The organism is Bradyrhizobium sp. 134 (assembly GCF_023074155.1).
Lineage (GTDB): Bacteria > Pseudomonadota > Alphaproteobacteria > Rhizobiales > Xanthobacteraceae > Bradyrhizobium.
Window position 1 is genome coordinate 180935 of sequence record NZ_JADPKX010000034.1, and the last position, 25706, is coordinate 206640.

Sequence of the window (25706 nt, forward strand, 5' to 3'; positions counted from 1 at the left end):
AGATCATGCCGGCGCTGGTCTGCGTCGCGCGGATCGGCGCCGCGCATGGCGTGCGCGGCGCGGTCAAACTGTGGACCTTCACCGAAGATCCCTTTGCCGTGCGGAGCTACGGTCTGCTCTCGTCCAAGGACGGCAAGCGCCAGTTCGAGGTTGCAACGGCGCGCGCGGCCAAGGATCATCTGGTTGCGACGTTCAAGGGCGTCACGACCCGCGATGAGGCCGAGCGCCTCAACGGCATCGAGCTCTACGTCGCGCGCGAAAAACTGCCCGCGACGGACGAGGGCGAATATTACCACACCGATCTGATCGGGCTCGCCGCCGTCACCACGGCCGGCGATGCGCTCGGCCGCGTGCTCGCGATCCACAATTTCGGCGCCGGCGACATCATCGAGATCGCGCCGCCCACAGGCACCACGCTGCTGCTGCCGTTCACGGACGCGGTGGTGCCGGAGGTCGACATCGCAGGCGGCCGCGTCGTGATCGCGCTGCCGCAGGAAATCGAGGCAGAGGACACGGAGGAGGATTCCTCCCCGAGTCGTCCGGGCGAAGGCCGGGACCCATAACCACAGGCCAGAATTTTTGGCTAAGCTGATCGCTCCAGCCGTCGCAAAACGAAGTGCGGTGGTTATGGGTCCCGGATCTGCGCTCTGCTTGTCCGGGACGACAATAATTGAGATCCAATGACCACCTCCTCACCCTGGCGCGCGACGGTGCTGACGCTGTTTCCGGAAATGTTTCCGGGGCCGCTGGGCGTGAGCCTGGCCGGCCGGGCGCTGGCTGGCGGGCTCTGGGGGCTGGAGGCGCGGGACATCCGGGCCTCGGCCACCGACCGCCACCGCAGCGTCGATGACACCCCGGCCGGCGGCGGGCCGGGCATGGTGCTTCGGGCCGATGTTCTGGCGGCGGCCATCGATGCCGCCGGGATTGGCCCGGACCGGCCGAAACTGCTGATGAGCCCGAGGGGTCGGCCATTGACCCAGGCCCGCGTCCTGGAGCTCGCCAAGGGCCCGGGTCCCCTGATCGTCTGCGGGCGGTTCGAGGGGGTGGACCAGCGCGTGATCGACGGGCGGGGTTTGGAGGAGGTCTCGATCGGGGATTACGTGCTCTCCGGCGGTGAAATCGCGGCCCTGGCCCTGATCGACGCCTGTGTTCGGCTGCTGCCCGGCGTGATGGGCAAGGAGGCCTCGGGAACCGAGGAAAGCTTCTCGGACGGTCTCCTCGAATACCCCCAATACACCCGGCCGCAGCTGTTCGAGGGAACCCCGATCCCGGAGATCCTGACCTCCGGCGACCACGCCAAGGTCGCCAGCTGGCGGCGGGCGGAATCCGAGGCGCTGACGGCGGCCCGGCGACCGGATTTGTGGGCCCAGATCCCGAGCAAAGTCCCGAATCGGGCCGGACGCCAAAAAACGCCAAAAAACAAGACAGACGGGTGACAAACGCTCCGGCTTGCCTTATAGCAGCGGCCACATCCGCAATGGCTGGATAAACGAATTTCGCGCAGCCCCCGTTTTCCAAGGCTGGGCGCGCCGATGGAGATTTACCCATGAACCTGATCCAACAGCTCGAAAAAGAGCAATTCGACAAGCTCTCCGCCAACAAGGAGATTCCGGAATTCGGCCCCGGCGACACCGTGATCGTCAACGTGAAGGTCGTCGAAGGCGACCGCACCCGCGTGCAGGCCTATGAAGGCGTTTGCATCGGCCGTTCCGGCGGCGGTCTCAACGAGAGCTTCACGGTGCGCAAGATTTCGTACGGCGAAGGCGTGGAGCGCGTGTTCCCGGTGATGTCGCCGATGATCGACTCGATCAAGGTGGTGCGCCGCGGCAAGGTCCGTCGCGCCAAGCTCTATTATCTCCGCAACCTTCGCGGCAAGTCGGCCCGCATCGTCGAGAAGAAGCAGGACCGCCCGGCTGCTGCCGTCAACGAGTAAGCTCCGCTTACAGGCGAGTTACCGAGAGCGCGGGGCCCAACCCCGCGCTTTTTTGTTGCGTCAGCCGTGCGCGTCAAAGCCCTCGCGATTTCAATTCGGCCTGCTATATATTCTTGGAATGTTTCCAGATTTGACCAGCCTCTCGCCCGTCAAGCGCGTCGTCATCGACGATCGCTCGCGGCTGCCCGGCCGGTTCTTCGGACGCTTCGCGACCTCGGCAACGTCAGAGCTTACGCGCGCAGCCTAAAAGCTGCGCTGACGATTTCGTTGCCCGCGCGCCAGCCGCGCAACCCGCTCTACACAACATTCCTGGAGCTGACGCTCATGTCCAAGCCGACCACATTGTACGACAAGATCTGGAACGACCATCTGGTGCACGAAGCCGAGGACGGCACCTGCCTGCTCTATATCGATCGCCATCTGGTGCACGAGGTCACTTCACCGCAGGCGTTCGAAGGCCTGCGCGCCACCGGCCGCAAGGTCCACGCGCCCGAGAAGACGCTGGCCGTCGTCGATCACAACGTGCCGACCACCGACCGCACCAAGCCGAACCCCGACCCTGAAAGCATCGAGCAGATCAAGGCACTGGCCGACAACGCCAAGGAATTCGGCATCGAATATTACGACGAGTTCGACAAGCGTCAGGGCGTCGTCCACGTCATCGGTCCCGAGCAGGGCTTCACGCTGCCCGGCACCACCATCGTCTGCGGTGACAGCCACACCTCGACGCATGGTGCGTTCGGCGCGCTCGCGCACGGCATCGGCACGTCGGAAGTCGAGCATGTGCTGGCGACGCAGACGCTGATCCAGAAGAAGGCGAAGAACATGCGCGTCACCGTCGACGGCAAATTGCCGGATGGCGTGACGGGCAAGGACATCATCCTCGCGATCATCGGCGAGATCGGCACCGCGGGCGGCACCGGCTACGTGCTCGAATACGCCGGCGACGCGATCCGCGCGCTCAGCATGGAAGGCCGCATGACGGTCTGCAACATGTCGATCGAAGGCGGCGCGCGCGCCGGCCTGGTCGCGCCGGACCAGAAGGCGTTCGACTTCTTGCGCGGCCGCCCGAAGGCACCGAAGGGCGCGGATTGGGACGCCGCGATGCGTTACTGGGAGAAGTTGCGCTCGGACGAGGGCGCGCATTTCGACCACGAGCTGCGGCTCGATGCGGCGAAGCTGCCGCCGATCGTGACCTGGGGCACGAGCCCTGAGGACGTGATCTCGGTCACCGGCAGCGTGCCCGATCCCGACACGATCGCGGACGAGGCCAAGCGTCTCTCCAAGCACCGTGCCTTGAAGTACATGGGCCTGACCGCGGGGACGAAGATCACCGACATCAAGCTCGACCGCATCTTCATCGGCTCCTGCACCAACGGCCGGATCGAGGATCTGCGCGCCGCCGCCAAGATCGCGGAAGGCAAGCAGGTCGCAGGCGGCGTCAACGCCATGGTCGTGCCGGGCTCCGGCCTCGTGAAGGAGCAGGCCGAGGCTGAAGGTCTGGACAAGATCTTCATCAAGGCCGGCTTCGAATGGCGCGAGCCCGGTTGCTCGATGTGCCTCGCGATGAACCCCGACAAGCTGGCTCCGGAAGAGCGCTGCGCCTCGACCTCGAACCGCAATTTCGAGGGCCGCCAGGGCTTCAAGGGCCGCACCCATCTGGTGTCGCCGGCGATGGCCGCAGCCGCGGCGATCGCGGGTCACTTCGTCGACATCAGGGAGTGGCGGTAAGCCGCTCCCTGCAATTTGAGCGATCGCGGCAAACCGCCGTTAATCGGCAGCGCCGACACTGCGTCCTCGCGAGGGTTTTGCGAGGACAGGAGCTCATGGCCGGCAAGCCTGAATATGTCGATCTGATCAGCGCGGCGACGCCCCAGCACCGGCGGCGCGCGGCACCGCTGCGCATGGTCGCCAAGCCCGAGGTCGAGGAGGCCTCAAAGCTCAGCCGCTGGCCGCCGGCGATGTTCAAGCAATGGAAGCTGGAGAACCTCACGCGCTGGACGTCGGCGACCTGGAAACTGAAGGATTGGATTTAGGCCACATCCTCCGTCATGCCCGTGCTTGTCCCGGGCATCCACGAACTTTCTGCACAAGCCCAATAACGTGGATGGCCGGGACAAGCCCGGCCATGACGCGTGCGGAGCTAGCAGCAACTCACATCACCAATAGCGGTACGGATGGTGCCAGCGATGCCAGCGGCAGACGCGGCGCGGGCCGTAATAGGTCCAGATGACCCGGCAGCGGCGCGGATGGCTGTAATAGGGATAGTAGCCGCCATAGTAGCGCCGGTGGAAATGGCGATGGCCGTAATAGGCGGGGCGATAGATGCCGTAGCGATGGAATCCGCCTCCACCATAGTGGCGAACTCCGCCGTAGCGATAGCCGCCGCCATGAAAGGCGGGCGCGGCGCGGAAGCCACCCGCGTGGAAACCACCGCCGCGGAAGCCACCGATATGCCCTCCGCCACCGTGGAAGCCGCCTCCACCGTGGATGCCGCCGCCGTGGAAGCCGCCGCCATGACCGCCACCACCATGTCCACCGCCGCCGCCGCCGTGGCGAACCGGGATCACATCGCCACTTGCGGCCTTCGCCGCAGGCAACGCCGTCGGATTGATCGGGGTCATCGCCTCGGCAGGACGCGTGGTCCCGGCCGACAGCATCAGCGTCGCAGCAGCCGCAATCCCGAGCAAGCGCATCGGGCTTGCCCTGAGACCCAATATTCTCAGCATCGACTTCTCCCTGAATCTGGACAGCGGAGTTGCGACGCTTGCTCCCGGCGCGCGTCATCCCTGTTCATTGGCAGTCGCTCCCAAGATTAAATTAGGGACAGCGACGTGAATGCCTCATGAATGAACGACGGGCCCGGCGTCGCGCCGCGACGTCGTCACCATGGCCCGAAGCCGAGCACGAACGGTGCCGGCACGCCGTAAGGATAAGGACGGTAGTAGACAGGCCGCGCGTAGTAATGCGGATCAGGACGCGGGGCGTATCGCACGACGTCGGACCGCACATGTCGGCGCCCGTCGAACACCGCGCGCCCGGCCGACGCGTCGGGCAGCTTCGTCACCCTGTGCGCAGCGGACGCGTGAGGCAGGCCTGCGGCAAGCCCGACGGCAACCGCCAATGCGAACCATCTCGTCATGAAGACCTCCGCCTCAGGCGCGCGACGGCATCGCGCTCGTATCAGCCCCGGCGCCAGTAGCAGCTCATATGCGGCACGATCACCGTGCCGCTCGGCCGAAATTCCTGCACATAGGTGGCGTTGCACTCGCGGACCGCATCGGGACCGGGATTGTAACGGGGATAGACGCCATCCGGACTGTAATAGGGCGTGACGCGCAGGCGCGCCGGGGCCCGCTTGCGCGGCGGCGGGAGATCGTCTCGCGAGGCCGCCTGGGCGAGCCTGATCCCGGAAGCCGCGGTCTGGGCCTCCGCGCCAACGCAAAACTGCGAAAACAACCCCATGCACAGTAGCGTCAGCGCTGTTTTCGCTCGCATTTTTCCGCCCATTTGAACGTCCACTTCGAGGCCCTACGCTCCCCGTTTTGACGGCGCCCGTCAACCTCGTCGCGCTTATAAAGCCGGATGCATCGCCGCGAAACCCACGCTATGACAAGCCCATGTGGACGGAATTGAAAGCGCCCTCGCTGGCCGAGATGGAAGCGATGGCGCACGAAGTGTTCGAACGCCTGCCGGCGGAGTTTCGAAGGCTGTGCGAGGGCGTGATCATCCGCGTCGACGACTTCCCGACCGAGGAAGTCCTGGACGAGATGGCATGCGAGAGCGAGTTCGACCTGCTCGGCCTGTTCCAGGGCGTCGGCCTGCCGCAGCAGAGTTTTGGCGACGTGGCGCGGCTGCCCAACATGGTCTGGCTCTACCGCCGGCCGATCCTGGACTATTGGGCCGAGCACGATGAAAGCCTCGGCCATATCGTCCGCCACGTCCTGATCCACGAGATCGGCCATCATTTCGGCCTGTCGGACGACGATATGACTGCGATCGAGGCTCAAGAGCCCGGTTAGGCAGACGAGATCTGCCGAATTCGGCCTAGGATTTCCGCGCCGATCGCGATAAATACCGGTTCCCTAGACCATCCCGGGAAATCGCAACCATGGACAAGTTCACCACGCTGGAAGGCGTCGCGGCGCCGCTGAAGATCATCAATGTCGACACCGACATGATCATTCCGAAGCAGTACCTCAAGACCATCAAGCGCACCGGCCTTGGCAAGGGGCTCTTCTCCGAGCAGCGCTACAAGGACGACGGCAGCGAGAATCCGGATTTCGTCCTCAACCAGCCCGCCTATCGCAATGCGAAGGTGCTGGTTGCCGGCGACAATTTCGGCTGCGGCTCGAGCCGCGAGCACGCGCCCTGGGCGCTGCTCGACTTCGGCATCCGCTGCGTGATCTCGACCTCGTTCGGCGACATCTTCTACAACAACTGCTTCAAGAACGGCATTCTGCCGATCCGCGTGGCCCAGGAAGACCTCGACAAGCTGTTCGACGACGCCGAGCGCGGCGCCAACGCGACGCTGACGATCGACCTGCCGAACCAGGAGATCCGCGGTCCCGACGGCGGCAAGGTCAAGTTCGAGATCGACCCGTTCCGCAAGCACTGCCTGATCAACGGCCTCGACGACATCGGCCTGACGATGGAGAAGAAGGCCTCGATCGACACCTATGAGGACAAGCTCAAGCGCGAACGCGCCTGGGCCTGATCTCGAGTTTTTGTTTGAGCCCTGGTGCTGACAGCGCCGGGGCTTTTTCTTTGCCAGCGTTGTCCTCTATAGCTTGCGCCATGCTGCCCGACATCGTCACCTTCTGGCACGGCCCAATGGACGCCCTGCGCCAGACTTGTCTGCGCTCGCAGCTGGCTGCCGGCCACAAGGTCACGGTCTACAGTTTCGACACCATTCCCGGCCTGCCCGCCGGCGTCGGCAACGCGGATGCCGAGGCGATCCTGCCGCATGCGTTCTCCGAACGATTGCGGCCGCCGCAGCCGGACGGCAGCTGGCGCGATTGGACCACGCTCCAGTTCAGCGACTTCTTCCGCATGAAGCTGATGGCAAAAGGCCTCGGCCTCTGGCTCGACGCCGATGTGCTGCTGCTCAAATCCGTCGAGATCAATCCGGCAAAGCCCTACTTTGCGTGGGAGCGGCCACGCCAGCTCGGCAATTCCGTGATCTACCTCCCATCCGAACACGGCATCGTTGCCGCTTTCGAAGAGCTGATGGAGCAGGAGGAGCTGACGCCGAACTGGCTGTCGCTGCGCCATCGCGTCACGTTTGCGATGCGCCGCCTGCGCGGCGGCTCGAACCGCCTCTCCGACATCCGCGTCGCGATCTTCGGGCCGGCGGCACTCACCGCGCTCGCGCGCCGCACCGGCGAGCTGCACTGCGCCTTGCCGAAGCAATCGTTCTACGCCGTGCATGCCGAACCGAAACTGTTCTTCGATCCCTCGAGCTATCTCGGCCTCGTCACCGCCCCCGAGATCATCGGCCTGCACATCTCGCCCAAGGGCCGCGGCGGCGAGAAACCGATCCCGGGCAGCCTGTATGCGTGGGCGGCGGAGCGGTTCGGCTGACTGCCGCGCAAGGGGTGCGCTCCCTCTCCCGCTTGCGGGAGAGGTTTGGGGAGAGGGTGTCTACGCAACGGGACAATCTCCTAGAGGAGAGAGCCCTCACCCGGCGCGCGGAACGATGCTTCGCATCGCCCGGGCGCGCCGACCTCTCCCGCAAGCGGGAGAGGTGCAGCGGAGCTCGGGGCTCCCTCATCGCTATTTGATCCAGCGCAACGCGCACCTGCACCATTGTGCCTAATCTTTCGCTCCAATTCCGCCGTTCGAATGGAGCTTCGCATGAGCACCGCAACCAGGCCTTATCCCATTGTCCAGGACCTCATCGAGTCCTTTGCAAGCTGGCTGAAGCATCGCCGCGAGCTGAACGAGATCCGGCAGCTCGACCGCGCCGATTTCGATCGCATCGCGCAAGACTTGCGGATCGCGCCTGACGATCTCGAAGAGCTGGTTCGCCACGGCAAGCACGCCGCCGACGAATTGCCGAAGATGCTGGAGCAGCTCGGCATCAGCGCCGAAGGGCTCGGCCGCGCGCATCCGCTGCTGCTGCGCGACATGGAGCGGGTCTGCGCGCTTTGCAGCCACAAGGGTCAGTGCGATCGCGAGCTAGCCGACGGCACCGCCGTGCAGAACTACCACGGCTTCTGCGCCAATGCGTCGACGCTGGAGTCGCTCGATCGCGCCGATCACGCGTTGCGCTGAGGCACGCGGATCTCCTGCCTTAGCGCCGCTCTCCTCGGCCGCCAGCCGTTCCGACTGGCGTTCGACTATTGGCCTTGCAAATCCCGTAACAGACCGTCAACGCGGTCCGCGCAGATCAGGCACTGCTGGCCATCGCCGCGGCTTCCGCTGCGGCGCGCTGCATGCTGGTCGACATCTCGTTTGTCACGGTGCTTTGCTCTTCGATGGCCGCGGCCGTCGACGTCACATATTCGCTGACGTTGTTGATGGCCGTCTTGATCGAAGCAAGGGCGGTGACGACGTCGCCGGAGATGCCGTTGAGGCTGCCGATCTCGGCGCCGATCTTGTCAGTGGCCTGCTTGGCCTGGTTAGCGAGGCTCTTGACCTCCGAGGCCACCACCGCAAAGCCCCGACCGGCTTCGCCGGCGCGGGCGGATTCGATGGTGGCGTTAAGGGCCAGGAGGTTGATCTGGCCGGTGATGTTGTTGATGAGCTCGACGATCCCGCTCATCGCCAGCGCTGCTTCGGTGAGGCGCTGGGCCTGGGCGTCGGCGGCGGCGACCTGATCCACCGCGCTCATCGCGGTATCGCGGGATTTGGTCATGGCTTCCGAAATTTCGCGCACTGAGGCGTTCAGCTCCTCGGAGCCTGCGGCAACAGACTCCATCATGCCGCGAACGCGCTCGTTGCCCATGCGGACCAGCACCTGCTTCGTGACGTCGGTCGCATATTTCACGACCTTGAACGGCTTGCCGTTGAGATCCATGATCGGGTTGTAGGAAGCCTGGATGTAGACCTCCTTGCCGCCCTTGCCGATGCGCTTGTATTCAGCCGCCTGGTACTGACCGCGGTTGAGCGCCGCCCAGAACTCGCGATAGCCGTTGCCATCGCGCTCCGAGGGCTCGACGAACATGCTGTGGTGCTTGCCCTTGATCTCCGCCAGCGAATAGCCGAGCGCGCCGAGGAAGTTCTCGTTCGCGGTGACGATCGTGCCGTCCATGTCGAACTCGATCACGGCCTGGGCCTTCTCGATGGCCGCGATCTGGCCCGCAAGGTCGGCATTCTTCAGCTTCTCCGCCGTGACGTCGGTCGCGAACTTGGCGACACCGAACGGCTTGCCGTTCTCGTCGAGTAGCGGATTGTAGGAGGCGAGGATCCAGACCTCGCGGCCGCCCTTGCCGATCCGCTTGAATTCGCCCGCCTGGTATTCGCCGCGGTTGAGCTTGGCCCAGAGCTCGCGATAGGCCGTGCCGTTGCGCTCGGCCTCGGCAATGAACATGCTGTGATGCTTGCCCTCGATTTCGGGCAACGAATAGCCAAGCGCCTTGCAGAAATTCTCGTTGGCAGTGACGATGGTGCCGTCGAGCTTGAACTCTACTACGGCCTGGGCCCGGCCAACGGCGGCGATCTTCGAAGCGTCCGCCATGCTGCGGATCTTCTTCTCGGTGATGTCGGTCGCAATCTTGGCGACCATCACTGTCTTGCCGTTGCCGTCGAGCACGGGATTGTAGGATGCTTCGATCCAGACCTCGCGGCCGCCCTTCGCGATCCGCTTGAACTCGCGCGCCTGATACTCGCCACGGTTCAATGCGGCCCAGAACGCCTTGTACTCGGCGCCGTCGCGCTGGTCGGCCGGCACGAACATGGAATGATGCTTGCCCTGGAGCTCGTCGAGCCGATAGCCGAGCGCATCGAGAAAATTCTTGTTGGCCGTGATGATGGTCCCATCAAGGTTGAATTCGATCATGGCTTGCGAGCGGCCGATTGCCTCAATCTGAGCTTGTGCATCGACGCGGGATTTACGACCGAACATTTCATCGCTCCGAAATTGATGCTTCGCCTGCAGCGCATGCGCTTCCAAACGATTGCAGCATTCATGGTTTCGCTCGGAATCTCGAGAGGACCAACTGTGTGTCCGCTGTGCGACCCGGCACATGAAGGAGGTATACGAATCGAATTATCAGGGCATTTGTCCGACCGAAGACACAATGGCCGGATTCTGCCAAAGCGATAGCCGGACGGAGACATCCCGAGCCTCGCTCAGACGCCGAGGAGGCAATCGCGCCTGAATTGCGGACGTCGGCCCAAGATCGTTATCGGTATTCGGCAACGGGCCGGCATCGATCGCCCTCACCTCGGCTCGGGGTGATCCGTTGGCGCAAGAAAAACGTTTAGGCATTGCGTCGGCTCTTCAGACAATTTGTCGCAGCGGCTCGAACTTCGCGTGCAGGTTCACGCTCCGGCAAGCGTCAACGACGTCCGCGGGTCATGCCACGGAATCCCAATTGGTAGCGCCCGAATGGCGATACAGTAATTTGAGCCTTAGAGGATTCTGATTTGGGCGCCGTCTCCTATCTCGACCGGTATCCGTTGCTTAAGTCCCGCGACAGCGAGTTCTCGCGCGACCGCCTATTCGCCGAATATGGCGCAGACCGTTTCGACAAGCATGGCCGCGAGTTCGGTATCCAGGCCAATTTTGCTCGCTTGCAATCAATCGGCCTCGCCTTCTGCGGCTACGAAGGTGCGGCGTCGCTCTCCTTTCCTGAATCGCAAGTTCTCCGCCAGCTCTTCTCCATCCAAGGGGCTGCGAGCTTCAGCACCAAAGGGAGCAGCGGGCCAATTGGGGCCTTCAGTCCGATCATCTCCGGAGACGCCAGGCTGGAACTCAAGTTTGCGCCGGGCTATCGCCAATTGGTACTGAGGATCGATGCCGGCGCACTCGAGCGGTTGCTAAAGACAATCCTGGGCGATGATAGCGACATGGAGCTGCGTTTCGCCCCGGGCGAATCCGATCTGGCGGTGATGACTTATGTTCGTCAGGACGTCTTCAGATTTGCGGAGGAGTTGGACAGGTTCGGCCAGGACTACTCACCCATAGCCATCGGCGAACTTGAGCGGGCGTTGATGGTTCGAATCCTTCTGGCGCACCGGCACAATTTCACCGATCGGCTTCAGGGCCCGGCGCCGGGCGCCAACCGGTCCGTCATCGACATCGTCGAATCCTACATCGAGGCTCATTGGGACGAACCAATCGATCTGGAGAAGATTGCCGCAATCGCCAACGTCAGCGTGCGGACGATTTATCGGGAATTCTCCGAGGCGGGGCGGGGATCACCGGGCCAGTGCGCGCGACGCTTCCGGCTTCAGCGGGCGACGGAGCTCTTGCGACATCCGGATGAGCAGACCAGCGTCGTTGCCGTCGCGTTCAAATGTGGCTTTCAAAATCTTGGCCGCTTTGCATCGGAATATCGGCGAGCAGTCGGTGAGCTGCCATCCGAAACGCTGAAGAATGCGAGACGGAGACAGTGACGCGACGACGCAGTTCCTGGATTCACAGCAAGGCGCGGCCGCAAGCCGCGAGCATCATGTCGAAGTCAGCAGCGCGCAGGTGACGTCCCTCAGCCCTTGCCCATCGCCGCAATCGCATCCGCGATCTCGATCGTGCGCCGCGCCATGTCGGCGTGCAGGCGCTCCACCATGGCGCCATCGAGACGGATCGCGCCGCGCGAGACGTTCTCCGGCAGCTCGAACGCGGCGATGATCTTTCGCGCGCGCGCGACTTCCTCTTCGGGCGGGGTGAAGATCGCGTTGCAGGCTTCGATCTGCGAGGGGTGAATCAGCGTCTTGCCGTCAAAACCGAGATCGCGGCCCTGCGCGCATTCGGTGGCGAACCCGTCGGAATTGGCGATGTCGCTGTAGGGCCCGTCGAGGATTTCGAGGCCGTGGGCGCGCGTTGCCAGGATGCAATGGGTGATCATCGGCATCATCGCGGCGCGGCCCGGCAGCATCTTGATCCGCGTCTCGCGCGAAATGTCGTTCGGGCCGAACACGAAGCCTGACAGCCGCCGCGCTGGATCGCGCCCGGCCGCGGCCAGTTCCTCCGCATGCAGCACCGCGCGTGCGGTCTCGATCATGGCCCAGACTTTTACGGTCGGCGCCGCGCCGAGCTCGGCGAGACGGCGGCCGATCGTGTCGAGGTCTTCGACGCTTGAAACCTTTGGAACCAGAATGCCGTCCGGGGAGGCCTTCGCCGCCATCGCGACATCGTCGGCCCACCAGGGCGTGTCGAGGCCGTTGGTCCGGATCAGGATCTCGCGCTTGCCGAAACCTTTGGCTGCGATTGCGGCCGCGATGCCGTCGCGCGCCACCGCCTTGGCGTCGGGCGCGACGGAGTCTTCCAGATCGAGGATCAGGCCGTCGGCAGCGAGATTACGCGCCTTTTCCAGCGCGCGGGGGTTGGAGCCGGGCATGAACAGATGGCTGCGGCGCGGACGGGTCATGCAAGCGTTCCTTCCGTTTTCCTCGTCTCACTTCCGACCGAAGCCGATAGCACCTGGCCTGCCTATTCGAAAGGCTTGTTCGTCCCAGCGGTATATGATTAGGCATAGGCCATGAACACTTTCCCAGAGCATTTGCTGGAAGGCTACAAGGCCTTCGCCACCCAGCGGCTGCCGACCGAGCAGACCCGCTACCGCGAGCTGTCGGTGAAGGGGCAGTTCCCGGAAGTGATGGTGATCGGCTGCTGCGACAGCCGCGTCTCGCCCGAAGTGATCTTCGACGTCGGGCCGGGCGAGCTCTTCGTGGTCCGCAACATCGCCAATCTGGTGCCGGTGTATCAGCCCGACGGCAACGCGCATGGCGTCTCGGCGGCGCTGGAGTATGCCGTGACGGTGCTGAAGGTGAAGCACATCGTGGTGCTCGGGCACGCCCAGTGCGGCGGCATCCGTGCTTTCGTCGACAAGATCGAGCCGCTCACGCCCGGCGACTTCATCGGCAAATGGATGCAGATGTTCATCAAGCCTGGCGAAGTGGTGGAGCAGCGCGACCACGAGACCATGGCGCAATTCGTCGAGCGCATCGAGAAGGCCGCGGTGTTCCGCAGCCTGGAAAACCTGATGACCTTCCCGTTCGTGCAGAAGGCGGTCGAGAGCGGTCAGATGCAGACCCACGGCGCCTATTTCGGCGTCGCGGAGGGATCGCTGTTCGTGCTGGACAAGGCGGCGAAGGAATTCAGGAACGCGCGAAGCGTGGCGTAGGTCCGCAGCTCTTGTAGGGTGGGCAAAGCGTAACGTGCCCACCACTTCTATCGCGATCGTGGAGAGATGGTGGGCACGGCGCTTCGCGCCTTTGCCCACCCTACGGCAGCACGGCTTACGCCGCCTTCTTCTTCGCGCTGATCAGCTTGCGGTTGATCAGGACTTCCGCGATCTGGATCGCATTGAGCGCGGCGCCCTTGCGTAGATTATCCGATACGCACCACAGCACGAGACCATTCTCCACCGTCGCGTCCTCGCGGATGCGGCTGATATAGGTGGCGTCCTCGCCGGCGGCTTCATACGGCGTGGCGTAGCCGCCGGGCTCATGCTTGTCGATGACGAGGCAGCCCGGCGCCTTGCGCAGGATGTCACGCGCTTCGTCCACACTGATCGGGTTCTCGAACTCGATGTTGACGGCCTCGGAATGGCCGACGAAGACAGGCACGCGCACGCAGGTCGCGGAGAGCTTGATCTTGGGATCAAGAATCTTCTTGGTCTCCGCCATCATCTTCCACTCTTCCTTGGTGTAGCCGTCCTCCATGAAGACGTCGATCTGAGGAATGACGTTGAAGGCGATGCGCGCGGGAAACTTCTTATTGACCAGCTCCTGGTTGGTGTAGACGGCCTTGGTCTGCGAGAACAATTCGTCCATCGCGTCCTTGCCGGCGCCCGACACCGATTGATAGGTCGAGACCACGACGCGCTTGATCGTCGCCTTGTCGTGCAAGGGCTTGAGCGCGACTACGAGCTGCGCGGTCGAGCAGTTCGGGTTAGCGATGATGTTCTTCTTCTTGAAGCCCGCGGTGGCGTCCGCATTCACTTCCGGCACGATCAACGGCACGTCCGGATCCATCCGCCAGGCCGAGGAATTGTCGATCACGACCGTGCCGGCGGCGCCGATCTTCGGCGACCATTCCTTCGACACCTCGCCGCCGGCCGACATCAGGCAGATGTCGACGTCGGAGAAGTCGTAATGCTCGAGCGCTTTGACCTTCAGCGTGCGGTCGCCGTAGGAGACCTCGACGCCCATGCTGCGGCGTGAGGCCAGGGCCACCACCTCGTCCGCGGGGAATTTGCGCTCATCCAAAATGTTGAGCATTTCCCGTCCGACATTGCCGGTCGCGCCGACGACTGCGACTTTGTAACCCATCGTTCACTCTCCGACGAAAAAGCTCTTTCCTGAAGCTGAGGCTTAAACAGGAAGAGCAGCGCTTCTATGCGAGAACCGGCCTCAAGACAACGTTGGACCATGCCTTAGGGAAGTGGATGCAGTCGCCCGAGGCCAGCACGGCCACAACCCCCACCCAGATCCATCTGGCGCTTGCAGCCTTCGCCGACGAGGTCGTCGGCACGCTTGCGCGCCTGTTCGCCTATGTGGGGGCTTTGGTGCTGTTTGCCATCCTCGGCCTTGCGGCACTCGGCCAGCTGCCAACCTTGCGCGACGACGATGAGCCAGCGCTGAAGCCGGGTTGGGCCGTGGCCGACCGCTCGCCTCCGGCCTTCGCCCTCAGCCGGCTCGATTCGTCAGAAAAAACAGCCTCTTACACTATCTTGAGGCACCCCGAAGGCGGCCGCAGGGACGTGATGCGCTGGGCGGGCGAGGCGGACAAGGCCATGGCCGAGCTCGAAATCTATCGCGAGGGCGGCGAATTCGACGTCACCCGTCCGGCCGCCGCCGATCTGGCCGTCCGGATGGGACTGGGCACCGCGAGCCCGCTGGAGCAAGCCGGCCTGATCGACACGAAATTCGGCCCCGTCGCGCTATTCCAGCCGACCGGCACGGCGGAGGGCGCGCGGGCCTGCCTCGGCTACCTCAAGCGCAGCGAGGAGCCGGCGCTCCAGATCTCCGGATTCTCCTGCCAGGGCGACAGCCCGCCCGCCCGGCGCGCCGCGATCGCCTGCACGCTGAACCGGCTGACGCTGCTGACCTCGGGCAACGAGCCGAGGCTGGCCGAATTGTTCGCACATGCGGAGCTGAAGCGCCGCCCCTGCACGCTCCCGGGCACGTCGGACTGGCTGCTCGGCGCCGCCAATGCGCAATTGCGCGGCGCGCTCTGACCGGCATCAAGCTCAAGTGGCTGTATCCATGCAACTTTTGCCGGCGCGCACGATTATTCAGCGCTGGTGTGACCCAATAGACCTAGTTGCAGCCGCCCCGGCCGGGTTAGTATGAGGGCGAAATTGATTGGCGGCTTGCCGCCTGAAGGGGACGTGATGAGCTCGAATTTCTCTGCCGCGAACAAACTGGCGATGTGGCTTGCGGCCGGCGCCGTGATTGCCATGTCCTCAGCCTTCGCGACACCCGCCTCGGCCGACACCAAGAAGCAGCGCTATGACAGCGGCCGTCACTATTACGGCCCGAGCGGCCCCAACGCGAGCTACCAGCAGGGCCGCACCCGCATCTATGTGAGCAAGCGCTCCTGGCTCGACGGCGGCACCGAGGTCAATCCGGGCGACCGCAAGTTCTCCGACTACGCCTTCCCGCCGGCGGTGGGCTATCCGACCTTCGCGCGCGAAAATCTCAACCGCCCGATCGATCGCCAGCCGCTGAGCACGCCGCAGGATGTTGGCGGCTATCCGCAGAATTTCCCGCTGTACTGAGGCGGAATTATCGACCGAATCAAAATGGCCGGGCTCGCGCCCGGCCATTTTTGTTTTGAAGAGACCTTGTCGGGTGGGCAAAGCTTCGCTTTGCCCACCCTACAAACACTGCGCTCGCCGTCAGGCGTGCAGCTTCTGCAATTCCTTCAGGATCGCTTCGCCCATCTGCGTGGTCGAGGCGGCAATGGTGCCTTCCGACTTGATGTCGGCGGTGCGCAGGCCGCTGGCCAGCACCGCGGCGATCGCGGCGTCGACCTTGTCGGCCAGCGCGCCCATGTCGAAGGAGTAGCGCAGCGCCATGCCGAACGACGAGATCATCGCGATCGGATTGGCGAGGCCCTGGCCTGCGATATCAGGAGCCGAGCCGTGCACGGGCTCGTACAGCGCCTTGCGCTTCTTGCTCTTGACGTCGACCTCGCCGAGCGAGGCCGAGGGCAGCATGCCGAGCGATCCCGTCAACATCGCAGCGATGTCGGACAGCATGTCACCGAACAGATTGTCGGTGACGATGACGTCGAACTGCTTCGGCCATTTCACCAGCATCATGCCGCCGGAATCGGCGAGCTGGTGCTCGAGCGTGACGTCGGGATATTCGCGCTTGTGGACCTGGGTCATGACCTCGTTCCAGAGCACGCCCGACTTCATGACGTTGCGCTTCTCCATCGAGGTCACCTTGTTCTTGCGCTTCTTCGCAAGCTCGAAGGCGACGCGGCCGATGCGCTCGATCTCGTAGGTATCGTAGACCTGGGTATCGATGGCACGCTTCTGGCCGTTGCCGAGATCGGTGATGGTCTTGGGCTCGCCGAAATAGACGCCGCCGGTGAGCTCGCGCACGATCATGATGTCGAGGCCCTCGACCGCCTCGCGCTTGAGGCTGGAGGCCTCCGCGAGCGCCGGGTAGCAGACGGCGGGACGGAGGTTGGCGAACAGACCGAGATCCTTGCGCAGGCGCAGCAGGCCGGCTTCGGGGCGCACCTCGTAGGGCACCGCGTCCCATTTGGGACCGCCGACCGCACCGAAGATGATCGCGTCGGTGTCCCTGGCCTTCGCCATGTCGCCTTCCGAGATCGACACCTTGTGCGCGTCATAGGCCGAACCGCCGACGAGGCCGGTGTCGGTCTCGAACTTGGCGATCCCGGCCGAACTGAGCCAGTCGATCAGCCGCTTCACCTCGCCCATCACCTCGGGGCCGATACCGTCGCCGGGAAGCAGCAGCAGTTTGTGGGTCGCCATGGTCGTTTCCTCTGAGGTCGATTTCGGCCGGAGTGCTAGAGCGGCGATGCGTGCTTGGCAAGACACCATTGCCGCTTCGGTTCTGTGCAAGGCGGGCAGGGCCTGCCACACTGCGCATGCCGGAGCACCCCTTGCACGCACCTGACCGCCCTCCACCCGATGCCCACCCCGCACGGTTGATCCTGACCCTGTCGCTGGCTGCGACAGTTGGGCTGGGCATCGGCCGCTTCGCCTATTCGCTGGTGCTCCCCGACATGCGGGAGGACCTCGGCTGGTCCTACTCGGCGGCCGGTTTCATGAACACCATCAACGCCGTCGGCTACCTCGCGGGCGCCCTTGTGGCGTCCCGCCTGATCCAGCGGGTCGGCTGGTCGGCCGCGATCCGCGGCGGAACCCTGGCCTGCGTCGCCGCGCTCGCGACTTGCGCGCTGACCGGGAATTTCGTCGCGCTGAGCCTGGCGCGTCTCGTGCTCGGCGTTGGCGCCGCGGCCGGTTTCGTCGCCGGCGGCGCGTTGGCCGCATCCATCGCGCAGTCGCGCCCGGAGCGGGCCAATTTCCTGCTTAGCCTGTTCTATGCCGGACCCGGCATCGGCATTCTCGCATCGGGCCTGATCGCCCCGTTCACGCTGCAATATTTCGGGCCGGGCTCGTGGTGGATGGTGTGGTGGGCGATGACACTGCTGTCCCTCGTCATGACCGTGCCGCTGTTCCTGGTCCGCATCGAGAGCGGCGTGCGTTTCTCGCAAGGAAGCCACGGCGCCTTCGCGATTCTTCCGGTGCTGGTCTATCTCGCAGGCTACTTCCTGTTCGGCGCGGGCTACATCGCCTACATGACTTTCATGATCGCCTATGTGCGCGACGGCGGCGGCGGGGCCGCTGCGCAGGCCGCGTTCTGGAGCCTGATCGGCTTGAGCGCCTTCGTCACGCCGTGGGCCTGGCGCCGCGTGCTCGCGCTCGATCGCGGCGGATTGGCCACCGCCATCATCCTCGGCACCAACGCGCTCGGCGCCGCCCTGCCGATGCTCGGCCATTCGCCGGCATGGCTCGCGGTCTCCGCAATCGTGTTCGGCGTCGCCTTCTTCGCCGTGGTCGGCTCGACCACCGCCTTCGTGCGCTTCAACTATCCGCCCGAGGTGTGGCCGACCGCAATCGCGGCGATGACGATCTCGTTCGGCGTCGGCCAGACGCTCGGCCCGATCGTGGTCGGCGCCATCACGGACGCGCTGGGGAGCTTGAGTTACGCGCTGAACGTGTCCGCAGCGCTGCTGGCGCTGGGCGCGGTAGCGGCGCTGTGCCAGCGGAAGGTGGGGCCGGCCTCATAACAAATGTCGTCCCGGCGAGGGCCGGGACCCATAACCACAGGGAGCACTTTGGTGAAGACTGGTCGTTCGGAATTGGCATCTAGCGAAAATCGATAGAGCTCGCGGTATGGGTCCCGGCCCTCGCCGGGACGACAACAGCTAGCTCCCACTAAACGAATTGTAGCCCTGGTCTTCCCAATAGCCGCCCTTGTAGTCGTTGGTGACTTCCATCGACACCACGTATTTTGGATTTTTGAAGCCGAGCTTGGTCGGCACCCGGATCTTCATTGGAAACCCATACGCGCGCGGCAGGATTTCGCCGGCGTATTTGAACGTCATCTGGGTCTGCGGATGCAGCGCGGTGCGCATGTCGAGCGGAGAATTGTAGCCGTCCTTGTCGGCGCACTGGAACCAGACGTACTTTGCACGGGTGTCGGCGCCGATCAGCTTGAGGAAGTCGCGCATCGGCGTGCCGGTCCAGCTGCCGATCGCGCTCCAGCCCTCGACGCAGATGTGACGGGTGATCTGCGTGACCTGCGGGAGCTTGTACAATTCCGGAAGCGTCCACGACTTCTTGTTGTCGACAAGGCCGCGGACTTCGAGCTTCCAGGCTTCGCCGTCGACATCGGGCGCGTCGTCGAGATCGTAATAGGCGTTGAACGGGAACGGCTTTGTGATCGCGCTCTCGGGAAACGTCGGCGCCAGTGCGTCGGGATTGAAGATGAAAGCCTGCACGGCGTCGTTGAATTTCGAGACGGACTTCAGCATCTCCTCGGCGGAGGACGAGTCGATCACGTCGCAGCCGGTGAGCAGCGTCAGTGCGCCGAGGCTGGCGCCGCCCGCGATGAAGCGGCGGCGGCTGACCTCTGGCATCGTCTTGATGGAGTCCCTGATCAGCAGCCGCTTGTCGACGCCGGGAATCAGGAATGAGCGCTTGGCCATGGTTCTTACTCCGCTCTAGCGGCCGATGATCATCGCGCGCAGGCTCTTCGGCACCAGCAGCGCGAGTAAAACGTGAATGACGAGGAACGCGCAGATCGCGGCCATGCAGAAGAAATGGATGTAGCGCGCGGTCGGATAGTCGCCGAACAGGGACACGAGCCAGTGCAATTGCACCGGCTTCCACATTCCCAGCCCCGACAGCACGATGATCACGCCGACCAGGATGATGCCGGCATAGAGCACGCGCTGGACGTAATTGTAGACGGTGAGATCGGCATGGCCGAGCTTGAAGGTCAGCGCAGCCCTGACATCGTGGAGCACGCCGGACGGGGTGATCGGCAGCAGTTTTTTCCGGAAGCGGCCGGTGGCAAAACCGGTGACGAGATAGGCAAGGCCGTTGATCATCAACAGCCACATCGCCGCAAAGTGCCAGAGCAGGCCGCCACCGAGCCAGCCGCCGAGCGTGTAGTCGCGCGGAAAGCTGAAACCGAACAGCGGCGAGGCATTGTAGATCTGCCAGCCCGACAGGATCATCAGGATCATGGCGAGGGCGTTGACCCAGTGCATGACCCGGACCCAGGCCGGCTGGATTACTTTGGCCGGGGTGGCGCTGACCTGCTCGTCGGTGACTGTGAGGCTCGACATGGCGGTTCCGTCCTGAACATCGTCTGACAGCTTTTATACGCCGATGCTTCCGCTTTCGTTACGTCCTGCCCGGCATCGAATCGATACCGGCGGGCTATCATGGTCACAATAAAGCGAGCCGGGGACCCCCGGCTCGCCATTTCGTCGCATCCGGTTCGGGGATGAAGCCGGGCAGCGCGGTGTTAGGTCGCCGGCATCAGCACGGTGTCGACCACATGGATCACGCCGTTCGACTGGTTGACGTTGGAGATCGTGACCATCGAGGTGCCGCCCTTGGCATCGACGATCCAGACCTTGCCGTCCTGCTTCTTCACCGTCAGCTCCTCGCCTTCGGCGGTCTTCATCTTCTTGCCGTCGGTGAGGTCGGACGCCTCGAGCTTGCCGGGCACCACATGATAGGTGAGGATCTTGGTCAGCGTCGCCTTGTTCTCGGGCTTGACCAGGGTGTCGACGGTGCCGGCCGGCAACTTGCCGAAGGCGGCATTGGTCGGCGCGAACACCGTGAACGGGCCCTTGCCTTCCAGCGTCGGCACCAGGCCGGCTGCCTTCACCGCCGCCACCAGCGTGGTGTGGTCCTTCGAGTTGACGGCGTTCTGGACGATGTTCTTGGACGGGAACATCGCGGCGCCGCCGACCATGACGGTCTTTTCCTCGGCGCGGGCGGGCGCGACGACGGTCGCGGTGATGGCCAGCGCGCTGAAAGCTGCAGCGGTGAGATAGGCAATACGCTTCGACATGGAGGGTCTCCCGATTGGATTGTGACCGGCGATTGCCGGCGTTCGAGTTGGGCAACAACGGTGGCTGCGACCTGTGAGCGTGAAGCAGCAGCGACGTCGTTGGCTCGAATTACGGGAGGGTTTGCGAAGCGGTTTCGAACAAAACTTCTTTGTGATGGGTGAAACTAAGTGCGGGGGTGTTCGTGGGGGGCGTCATTGCGAGGAGTGAAGCGACGAAGCAATCCAGGCTGCCACCGCGGATGCATCGCTGGATTGCTTCGCTTCGCTCGCAATGACGAGCCTCGACGATCTACCTGCCGCTCAATCCCTGTTGTGCGGCGTCTGAATGAACCCGCGATTATGCGTCGGGCTGATCAGCAGTTCGTTGATGCACACTCGCGCCGGCATGCTCGCGATGAACGCGATGGTGCGGCCGAGATCTTCGGATTGCAGCATCCTGGCCTGCTCCTCCTCGCTTGGCACCACCGGGCGCAGCTTCAGGATCGGGGTCGCCACCTCGCCCGGCATCAGGCAGCAGGCGCGCAGGCCGTTGACGCATTCGTCCATGTTGAAGGAATGGGTCAGCGCCAGCACCGCATGCTTGGTCGTGGTGTAGGCCGGGCCCGGCATTTTCGAGACGTGGCGGCCGGCCCAGGACGAGACGTTGATGATGGAGCCGTCCTGCTGCTTGCGCATCGTCGGCAGCACCGCGCGCATGCAATAGAGCACGCCGTTGAGATTGACCTGGACCAGCTGGTCCCAGCCCTCCAGCTCCATGTCCTTCCAGCTGCGCTTGGGGACATTGATGCCGGCATTGTTCACCAGCAGGTCGATCCGGCCGTGCTTCGCGACGATTTGATCGGCCGCCTTCTGGGCTTCGGCGGCAACCGACACGTCCAGCGCGATGGCTTCAGCGGCTCCGCCCGACCCAGTGATTTTCGCGACCACTGTATCCAGGGCATCCTTGCGCCGGCCCGAGACCACCACCGTCCAGCCGTCGGCCGCCAGCGCCTCGGCGCCGGCCTCTCCGATCCCGCTACCCCCGCCTGTCACCCAGGCCACGCGTTTCCCGTTTTTGGTCATGCAAACTGTCTCCGTTGCTTCATCGGGGCGGTTTTTGCTAATCCAGCCCTCGGTTTTGACCGGCCTTGTCTGACGAGCCTTGTGGTCAAGCCTTGCGGTCGAGGAAATCTTGCATGAACCAAGCTGCCAACGCCAATTTGTTTTCCCGCCTGTTCGACGGCCTGGACGATCCGAAGCGCCTCGCGATCGAGACGCATGACGGAGGGCGCATTAGCTATGGCGACCTGATCGCCCGGGCCGGGCAAATGGCCAATGTGCTGGTCGCGCGCGGTGTGAAGCCGGGCGACCGCGTTGCGGTTCAGGTCGAGAAATCCGTGGCCAACATCGTGCTGTATCTGGCCACCGTGCGGGCCGGCGCAGTCTACCTGCCGCTCAACACCGCCTATACGCTGAACGAGCTCGACTATTTCATCGGCGATGCCGAACCCTCGCTGGTGGTCTGCGATCCCTCCAAGGCGGACGGGCTTGCCCCGATCGCCGCCAAGGTGAAGGCGAAAATCGAGACGCTCGGGCCTGACGGCAAGGGCTCGCTGACGGACGCCGCCGACAAGGCGAGCAGCGAATTCACCACGGTGTCGCGCGCAAACGACGATCTCGCCGCGATCCTCTACACGTCGGGCACCACCGGCCGCTCCAAGGGCGCGATGCTGACCCACGACAATCTGGCGTCGAACTCGCTCTCGCTCGTCGGCTTCTGGCGCTTCACCGATAAGGATGTACTGATCCACGCGCTGCCGATCTACCACACCCACGGCCTGTTCGTGGCGACCAACGTGACGCTGTTCGCGCGCGCGTCGATGATCTTCCTGCCGAAGCTCGACCCCGATCTGATCATCAAGCTGATGGCGCGCGCTACGGTGCTGATGGGCGTGCCGACGTTCTATACCCGTCTGCTCCAGAACGCCGCGCTGTCGCGCGAAACCACACAACACATGCGGTTGTTCATCTCGGGCTCGGCGCCGCTGCTCGCCGAAACCCATCGCGAATGGTCGGCGCGCACGGGGCATGCCGTGCTCGAGCGCTACGGCATGACCGAGACCAACATGAACACGTCGAATCCCTATGACGGCGAGCGCGTGCCCGGCGCAGTCGGCTTTCCGCTCCCCGGCGTTTCCGTGCGCGTCACCGACCCCGAGACGGCCAAGGAACTGCCGCGTGACGAAATCGGCATGATCGAGGTCAAGGGCCCGAACGTGTTCAAGGGCTATTGGCGCATGCCGGAGAAGACCAAGGCGGAATTCCGCGACGACGGCTTCTTCATCACCGGCGACCTCGGCAAGATCGACGCCAAGGGTTACGTCCACATTCTCGGCCGCGGCAAGGATCTCGTGATCTCCGGTGGCTTCAACGTCTACCCGAAGGAAATCGAGAGCGAGATCGACGCCATGCCCGGCGTGATCGAATCCGCCGTGATCGGCGTGCCCCACGCCGATTTCGGCGAGGGCGTCACGGCCGTGCTGGTCTGCAACAAGGGCGCGGACGTGACAGAGGCCGCGGTGCTGAAAGCGCTCGACGGCCGGCTGGCGAAGTTCAAGATGCCCAAGCGCGTCTTCGTCGTCGACGAACTGCCGCGCAACACCATGGGCAAGGTGCAGAAGAACGTGCTGCGCGATACGTACAAGGATCTTTACGCGAAGAAATAGGGGCTGTGGTTCGCAGCACTCTCGTCGTCATTGCGAGGAGCTCTTGCGACGAAGCAATCCAGAGTGCCGCCGCGGAAAGACCCCTGGATTGCTTCGCTTCGCTCGCAATGACGGAGTTTGGGGCGGTCACTGTCCGCCTAACAAACTCATCACAAACCTGCTGCCGACGATGAACAGATAGCACCCGAACGCGACCTCCAGCGTCCGCTTCGACATTGCATGCGCAGCCTTCACACCGAGCGGTGCTGTCACAAGGCTCATCGGCATCACCAGCGCGGCGCCGATCAGGGAGACGTAGCCAAGCGCGAATGGGACTTGCAGGGCTGCAACGCCGGGATAGTGCGCGGCCGCAGGCCAGCCGGCATAGATGTAGCCGAGCGCACCGGGGATCGAGATCAGCACCGCGAGCGCCGACGATGTCGCCACGGCCTGATGGATCGGGCGGCCGTAGAACGTCATCAGCAGATTCGAAAACAATCCACCGCCGATGCCCATCAGCGTCGACAAAATGCCGACGCAGAAGCCGTAGAATCGCATCAGCGGCCCCTTCGGCAAATCATCGCCGAGCTTCCAGCTCTCGCGCGCGAAGATCAGCCGTACCGCGGCCGACCAAGCGACGGCGACGAACACGATCTTGAACAGCCGCTCCGGTGCGTAGCGCGCGACCACGCTGCCGGCGACGACGCCGACCAGGATCGGCAGCCACCAGACCCGAAGGATCGCAAGATCGACGGCGCCGCGTCTGTAGTGCGCCTGGAACGAACGGATCGAGGTCGGGATGATCACGGCGAGCGAAGTGCCGATGCAGAGCGGCATGCGCACCTCGAGCGGCACACCGGCGATGCGGAAGCACTCGTAGAACACCGGCACCAGAATCGCGCCGCCGCCGATGCCGAACACGCCGGCCAGGAATCCGGAGAGCGCGCCGGTTGCGATCAGCAACAGCGCGAGCTCGACGACCTCCTTGATATCGAGTCCTGCAATCACCCCTGACCTGCCCCGGCGGTGGGTCGCAACTTCTCCGATTCATCGCTCGGACAGCTGCCCGCAATGCTCTAGGCGATCTGATTTGCCGGGTCGACCGCCGCATCGGCGGTCTGGGGTGGGATGCAGGCTGCGCATATCCGCCCGTCTCGCGAAAAATCGGTGCGCTTGACGGAAATTGAAAATTGCTCGCCGATCAGCCCTGCCGGTTCGAACCTCATGGATGACTGGTTCGAACCCTGGTTGGCCTGCGGCGGCTTAGAGCCGTTCCAATAGTAATTTCAATGCGCCGCAGCTCTGCGGCAAGACATGAATTTTAGTTCGTTCTTTAGCCGATGCACCATGGCCCTGGTATACCAAGCCGCCGATTGGCCTTGTTACATCAAGGGCCTAGAGCTGAACCGAAGTTCGATCTATGGCGATTTGGTGATTGCGCAGGTGAAATCGACTCCGTAAATAGAGCCGACCTTTCGCGATCCCCGCGCGCCCATGCTGGGCCGCAATAAAGCAATCGAAGCCCATGACCGCACGGATCGAACGACCGCTTTCGCCGCACATGCAAGTCTACCGCTGGACGCTGACGATGGCGCTTTCCATCGTCCATCGCGCCACCGGAATTGCCCTCTACGCCGGAACGCTGCTGCTGGCCTGGTGGCTGATTGCGGCGGCCTCCGGCCCTGCCGCCTATGGCCACGTCCAGGCCTTCACCGGCAGCATCATCGGCCGGCTGATCGTGTTCGGCTACACCTGGGCGCTGATGCACCACATGCTCAGCGGCATCCGGCATTTCGTCTGGGACCTCGGCTACGGCTTCAAGGCCAATGAGCGCGAAGCGTTGACCTGGGGCGCGTTGATCGGCGGCATCGTGCTCACGGTCCTCGTCTGGATCATCGCCTACGCGATCGGAGGCGGCCGATGAGTTTCGACGAATCCCACGGCGCTCCGAAGGGCTCCTCCATGCGCACCCCGCTCGGCCGCGTGCGCAATCTTGGCGCTGCGCATTCGGGCACGTCCGATTTCTGGCGCCAGCGCATCACCGGCGTCGCCATGACGCTGCTGATGATCCCCGTGATCGTGATCGTGATGATGCTGCTCGGCCGCAACCAGGCCGGCGCCGCGCAGATCCTCGGCTCGCTGCCGATCGCGGTGATCCTGCTGCTCTTCATCTTCGCCAGCGCCTGGCACATGAAGATCGGCATGCAGGTCGTGATCGAGGACTACATCCATAACGAGAAGCTGAAGCTCATCTCGATCATGCTCAACAACTTCTTCTCGTTCGCCGTGGCGCTCGCCTCGACCTACGCGATCCTGAAACTTTCCTCCGGAGTCTAACC

Annotated in this window: 29 protein-coding genes; 17 read left to right on the top strand and 12 right to left on the bottom strand. The window is 63.8% G+C overall.

The features are described from left to right. The first annotated feature begins 5 nt into the window (after positions 1-5). From rimM to IVA75_RS10505, 5 genes are all read left to right on the top strand, one after another. On the top strand, positions 6-563 hold the full coding sequence (rimM, locus tag IVA75_RS10485) for a ribosome maturation factor RimM (protein WP_027566377.1): 558 nt from the start codon (positions 6-8) through the stop codon (positions 561-563). A gap of 117 nt (positions 564-680) precedes the next feature. Next, entirely contained in the window at positions 681-1436 is a 756-nt protein-coding gene (gene trmD, locus IVA75_RS10490) for a tRNA (guanosine(37)-N1)-methyltransferase TrmD (protein ID WP_247284937.1), read from the top strand. Between the two features lie 110 nt (positions 1437-1546). Beyond that, the gene (gene rplS, locus IVA75_RS10495) at positions 1547-1933 is read left to right on the top strand and encodes a 50S ribosomal protein L19 (protein ID WP_007598824.1); all 387 of its coding nucleotides are present in this window, start codon (positions 1547-1549) and stop codon (positions 1931-1933) included. Positions 1934-2257: 324 nt separating this feature from the next. Continuing rightward, positions 2258-3664, top strand: a complete 1407-nt coding sequence (gene leuC / locus IVA75_RS10500) for a 3-isopropylmalate dehydratase large subunit (protein WP_247284938.1) — start codon at positions 2258-2260, stop codon at positions 3662-3664. 95 nt (positions 3665-3759) lie between these two features. After that, positions 3760-3969, top strand: coding sequence for a hypothetical protein (locus tag IVA75_RS10505; protein ID WP_247284939.1), 210 nt, complete (start codon positions 3760-3762; stop codon positions 3967-3969). A gap of 123 nt (positions 3970-4092) precedes the next feature. On the opposite strand, the gene IVA75_RS10510 is transcribed toward IVA75_RS10505, so the two are convergent. The 3 genes from IVA75_RS10510 to IVA75_RS10520 form a co-directional block, all read right to left on the bottom strand. Further along, on the bottom strand, positions 4093-4662 hold the full coding sequence (locus tag IVA75_RS10510; RefSeq protein WP_247284940.1) for a hypothetical protein: 570 nt from the start codon (positions 4660-4662) through the stop codon (positions 4093-4095). A gap of 155 nt (positions 4663-4817) precedes the next feature. Next, complete coding sequence (locus tag IVA75_RS10515) at positions 4818-5075, bottom strand: hypothetical protein (RefSeq protein WP_027514972.1); 258 nt, start codon at positions 5073-5075, stop codon at positions 4818-4820. Positions 5076-5116: 41 nt separating this feature from the next. Further along, on the bottom strand, positions 5117-5398 hold the full coding sequence (locus tag IVA75_RS10520; RefSeq protein WP_247285454.1) for a hypothetical protein: 282 nt from the start codon (positions 5396-5398) through the stop codon (positions 5117-5119). A gap of 155 nt (positions 5399-5553) precedes the next feature. On the opposite strand from IVA75_RS10520, the gene IVA75_RS10525 reads away from it, so the two are divergent. The 4 genes from IVA75_RS10525 (at position 5554) to IVA75_RS10540 (ending at position 8209) form a co-directional block, all read left to right on the top strand. Next, a complete protein-coding gene (locus tag IVA75_RS10525) occupies positions 5554-5955 on the top strand; it encodes a metallopeptidase family protein (protein WP_247284941.1) in 402 nt (133 codons plus the stop codon). Positions 5956-6044: 89 nt separating this feature from the next. Then, positions 6045-6650, top strand: a complete 606-nt coding sequence (leuD, locus tag IVA75_RS10530; protein ID WP_018459795.1) for a 3-isopropylmalate dehydratase small subunit — start codon at positions 6045-6047, stop codon at positions 6648-6650. 80 nt (positions 6651-6730) lie between these two features. After that, the gene (locus tag IVA75_RS10535) at positions 6731-7516 is read left to right on the top strand and encodes a hypothetical protein (RefSeq protein ID WP_247284942.1); all 786 of its coding nucleotides are present in this window, start codon (positions 6731-6733) and stop codon (positions 7514-7516) included. 273 nt (positions 7517-7789) lie between these two features. After that, positions 7790-8209, top strand: coding sequence for a hypothetical protein (locus tag IVA75_RS10540; RefSeq protein ID WP_247284943.1), 420 nt, complete (start codon positions 7790-7792; stop codon positions 8207-8209). A 115-nt stretch (positions 8210-8324) separates the two neighbouring features. Here IVA75_RS10540 and IVA75_RS10545 read toward each other — a convergent pair whose 3' ends face one another. Then, positions 8325-10001 (bottom strand): PAS domain-containing methyl-accepting chemotaxis protein, encoded by a 1677-nt coding sequence (locus IVA75_RS10545; RefSeq protein WP_247284944.1) that lies wholly within the window; start codon positions 9999-10001, stop codon positions 8325-8327. Between the two features lie 524 nt (positions 10002-10525). On the opposite strand from IVA75_RS10545, the gene IVA75_RS10550 reads away from it, so the two are divergent. Continuing rightward, positions 10526-11497 (top strand): AraC family transcriptional regulator, encoded by a 972-nt coding sequence (locus IVA75_RS10550; RefSeq protein WP_247284945.1) that lies wholly within the window; start codon positions 10526-10528, stop codon positions 11495-11497. 89 nt (positions 11498-11586) lie between these two features. Here the strand turns inward: IVA75_RS10550 and IVA75_RS10555 are convergent, their stop codons facing one another. Continuing rightward, a complete protein-coding gene (locus tag IVA75_RS10555; RefSeq protein WP_247284946.1) occupies positions 11587-12468 on the bottom strand; it encodes a CoA ester lyase in 882 nt (293 codons plus the stop codon). A gap of 111 nt (positions 12469-12579) precedes the next feature. Between IVA75_RS10555 and IVA75_RS10560 the strand changes: the two genes are divergently transcribed. Beyond that, positions 12580-13224 (top strand): carbonic anhydrase, encoded by a 645-nt coding sequence (locus tag IVA75_RS10560; RefSeq protein WP_247284947.1) that lies wholly within the window; start codon positions 12580-12582, stop codon positions 13222-13224. 115 nt (positions 13225-13339) lie between these two features. On the opposite strand, the gene IVA75_RS10565 is transcribed toward IVA75_RS10560, so the two are convergent. After that, the gene (locus tag IVA75_RS10565) at positions 13340-14374 is read right to left on the bottom strand and encodes an aspartate-semialdehyde dehydrogenase (RefSeq protein ID WP_247284948.1); all 1035 of its coding nucleotides are present in this window, start codon (positions 14372-14374) and stop codon (positions 13340-13342) included. A 116-nt stretch (positions 14375-14490) separates the two neighbouring features. Between IVA75_RS10565 and IVA75_RS10570 the strand changes: the two genes are divergently transcribed. Continuing rightward, complete coding sequence (locus IVA75_RS10570; protein ID WP_247284949.1) at positions 14491-15282, top strand: hypothetical protein; 792 nt, start codon at positions 14491-14493, stop codon at positions 15280-15282. Positions 15283-15438: 156 nt separating this feature from the next. Beyond that, positions 15439-15825 carry a hypothetical protein gene (locus IVA75_RS10575; RefSeq protein ID WP_027566362.1) on the top strand — a complete coding sequence of 129 codons (387 nt, stop codon included), beginning with the start codon at positions 15439-15441 and terminating at the stop codon, positions 15823-15825. Between the two features lie 120 nt (positions 15826-15945). On the opposite strand, the gene leuB is transcribed toward IVA75_RS10575, so the two are convergent. After that, on the bottom strand, positions 15946-17058 hold the full coding sequence (gene leuB / locus IVA75_RS10580; protein ID WP_247284950.1) for a 3-isopropylmalate dehydrogenase: 1113 nt from the start codon (positions 17056-17058) through the stop codon (positions 15946-15948). A 131-nt stretch (positions 17059-17189) separates the two neighbouring features. On the opposite strand from leuB, the gene IVA75_RS10585 reads away from it, so the two are divergent. After that, complete coding sequence (locus IVA75_RS10585; RefSeq protein ID WP_247284951.1) at positions 17190-18380, top strand: YbfB/YjiJ family MFS transporter; 1191 nt, start codon at positions 17190-17192, stop codon at positions 18378-18380. Between the two features lie 138 nt (positions 18381-18518). On the opposite strand, the gene IVA75_RS10590 is transcribed toward IVA75_RS10585, so the two are convergent. From IVA75_RS10590 to IVA75_RS10605, 4 genes are all read right to left on the bottom strand, one after another. Continuing rightward, positions 18519-19301: a molybdopterin-dependent oxidoreductase gene (locus IVA75_RS10590; protein ID WP_247284952.1), complete on the bottom strand. Its 783-nt coding sequence runs from the start codon at positions 19299-19301 to the stop codon at positions 18519-18521. A 15-nt stretch (positions 19302-19316) separates the two neighbouring features. Then, complete coding sequence (locus tag IVA75_RS10595; protein ID WP_027566358.1) at positions 19317-19946, bottom strand: cytochrome b/b6 domain-containing protein; 630 nt, start codon at positions 19944-19946, stop codon at positions 19317-19319. 182 nt (positions 19947-20128) lie between these two features. Continuing rightward, on the bottom strand, positions 20129-20683 hold the full coding sequence (locus tag IVA75_RS10600) for a fasciclin domain-containing protein (protein ID WP_027566357.1): 555 nt from the start codon (positions 20681-20683) through the stop codon (positions 20129-20131). A 300-nt stretch (positions 20684-20983) separates the two neighbouring features. Continuing rightward, positions 20984-21745: an SDR family oxidoreductase gene (locus tag IVA75_RS10605; RefSeq protein WP_247284953.1), complete on the bottom strand. Its 762-nt coding sequence runs from the start codon at positions 21743-21745 to the stop codon at positions 20984-20986. Positions 21746-21858: 113 nt separating this feature from the next. On the opposite strand from IVA75_RS10605, the gene IVA75_RS10610 reads away from it, so the two are divergent. After that, a complete protein-coding gene (locus tag IVA75_RS10610; protein ID WP_247284954.1) occupies positions 21859-23388 on the top strand; it encodes a malonyl-CoA synthase in 1530 nt (509 codons plus the stop codon). Between the two features lie 126 nt (positions 23389-23514). On the opposite strand, the gene IVA75_RS10615 is transcribed toward IVA75_RS10610, so the two are convergent. Beyond that, a complete protein-coding gene (locus IVA75_RS10615; RefSeq protein WP_247284955.1) occupies positions 23515-24375 on the bottom strand; it encodes a sulfite exporter TauE/SafE family protein in 861 nt (286 codons plus the stop codon). Positions 24376-24892: 517 nt separating this feature from the next. On the opposite strand from IVA75_RS10615, the gene sdhC reads away from it, so the two are divergent. Continuing rightward, complete coding sequence (sdhC, locus tag IVA75_RS10620; protein ID WP_027566353.1) at positions 24893-25291, top strand: succinate dehydrogenase, cytochrome b556 subunit; 399 nt, start codon at positions 24893-24895, stop codon at positions 25289-25291. Beyond that, entirely contained in the window at positions 25288-25704 is a 417-nt protein-coding gene (sdhD, locus tag IVA75_RS10625; RefSeq protein ID WP_007598776.1) for a succinate dehydrogenase, hydrophobic membrane anchor protein, read from the top strand. The genes sdhC and sdhD overlap by 4 nt, the downstream gene beginning before the upstream one ends. The last annotated feature ends 2 nt before the right edge of the window (positions 25705-25706 follow it).